Raw genomic sequence first — 1,695 nt, 5'->3', positions numbered from 1 at the left:
CCGCCATTGTTTTATTCTCAATGCCCAGTGACTTGCGAAAAGATTCACAAAGCCCACGCCGTGCGGACTTTGGTTGCATTGTCTTATTTAGAGACGCGCACTTATCGCTGATGATATACCCCAAATAGCCTAGCGTCTCAAAGCCACTTTTTGCCAGTGACTCGATTATGTTAACGGCAATTTAATGACGTTGACTTTTAGGGTTATTACTGCTCAAGAAGTGCCATCGCTGCCAGCCATGGAGGGTGGGCGCGATGGCTGGTAGTCCCAGAAGGCGTAGGGTCGTTGTTTTGTCGGAATTATAGCACTACTGAGGTGTAGACAAAAAAAGCATTCCGGAAAAACGGCCTCGAGTCATTTTATGGAGTGCTACGAAGCCAGCGCCGATGCTGAAAAGCCTGGAAACGGAGCTTTAGCGCGAAGTGAAGATTTTTAGATGTTTCGGAAAAACAAAGTTTCGATTAATTTTTCTTGATTTTCTATAAAAACCAACAATTTTAATTTTTGGCTAATATTTGTCCTGAATAGTTTTTTTTAAGCCTTTCGTTAAAAAACTTAGATTCAACTAACAAGTGCAATTCATTTTTAAGAGACGTGGGGAGTCGCTATTTTTGCGAAAGCTTATTTTGGGCATCCCAGCCCAAGCAAGCGGCAAAAACTTAACGCGACCGCTTATGCCTTCGGCGCCCAGACGTCCTGCGTACGTGCCACTTCGCCACTACCATCGTAAACTCGGCGCTGGCTTCGTAGCACTCCCTCAAATGACTGGACGGCGTTTCGGAATGTCTTTTATTTTGTCTTCACCTGCGCTAACGCTTAGATTCCGACAAAACAACGACCCTACGCCTTCTGGGGACTACCAGCCCTCGCGTCCGCTCTCCATGGCTGGCAGCGTGAGAGGGTCAGCTGATGTATAGTTCAGGCTTTTTCAATCCGACCAAAGATGAGGAAGCATATGAATCAATACAAGCAACTGACCGAAGGACAACGATACCAGATTTCAGCTTTATTGAAAGTAGAAACACCTCAAAAAGACATAGCCCTAATTCTTGGCGTATCACCGTCAACGATCAGTCGTGACTTGAACGTAATACAGGGGACGTGGATACCGCCCTAAACAAGCCCGATCCGGCGTAGGAAGGCAGCAGAAAAATCGATTAAAATGACCGTGGAGGTGGTCCGTTTAATTGAAACTGGGATACGGCTGGATTGGAGTCCCGAACAAGTGTCTGGCTGGTTAGAAAAAGAAGAGAATATTCGAATTAGTCATGAGCTAATTTATCAACATGTCTGGGCTGATAAACGCCAAGGTGGTGAGTTATATAAGTGTATAGTTTCACTACGTTATACCGGATTTAAAAAATTAAAAGGACAGCCCTGATAACATATTAAAACTTTCACCACAAAGGAATTAATATGTTATCAGGGCTATCACACGAATGCAAAAACAAATCAGCATTCAAGAGAAATTATACAACAATCTTGTCTCAGTAATGCAGAGCTATCCAAACGCTTTTAAATAAATGAAAAGACCGTTTCCAAATGGAAAAACAGAGAGTATTTAAAAGATAAAAGCTCGCGTCTACACACTATTAAACGCTCTTTAAGCGACGTGGAAAGAGAGGTCATTAGGGTTGTAAGCACCTGAGACAAAGTCACAAGAAGCGTAAGAAGAAATACGGGGCAAAGGATAAG

Annotated in this window: 2 protein-coding genes; both read left to right on the top strand. The window is 43.4% G+C overall.

What is annotated here, in order from left to right; all coding sequences use genetic code 11:
* Positions 1-943: 943 nt before the first annotated feature.
* Positions 944-1,117, top strand: coding sequence for a helix-turn-helix domain-containing protein (locus tag CDZ78_RS16330; protein WP_140414134.1), 174 nt, complete (start codon positions 944-946; stop codon positions 1,115-1,117).
* A 45-nt stretch (positions 1,118-1,162) separates the two neighbouring features.
* A complete protein-coding gene (locus CDZ78_RS16325; protein ID WP_087870946.1) occupies positions 1,163-1,381 on the top strand; it encodes a hypothetical protein in 219 nt (72 codons plus the stop codon).
* Positions 1,382-1,695: the final 314 nt, after the last annotated feature.

This window comes from Bathymodiolus platifrons methanotrophic gill symbiont (assembly GCF_002189065.1).
Classification (GTDB): domain Bacteria; phylum Pseudomonadota; class Gammaproteobacteria; order Methylococcales; family Methylomonadaceae; genus Methyloprofundus.
Note: the sequence above shows the minus strand (reverse complement) of the source record. Positions and strands in the feature narration are given on the sequence as shown.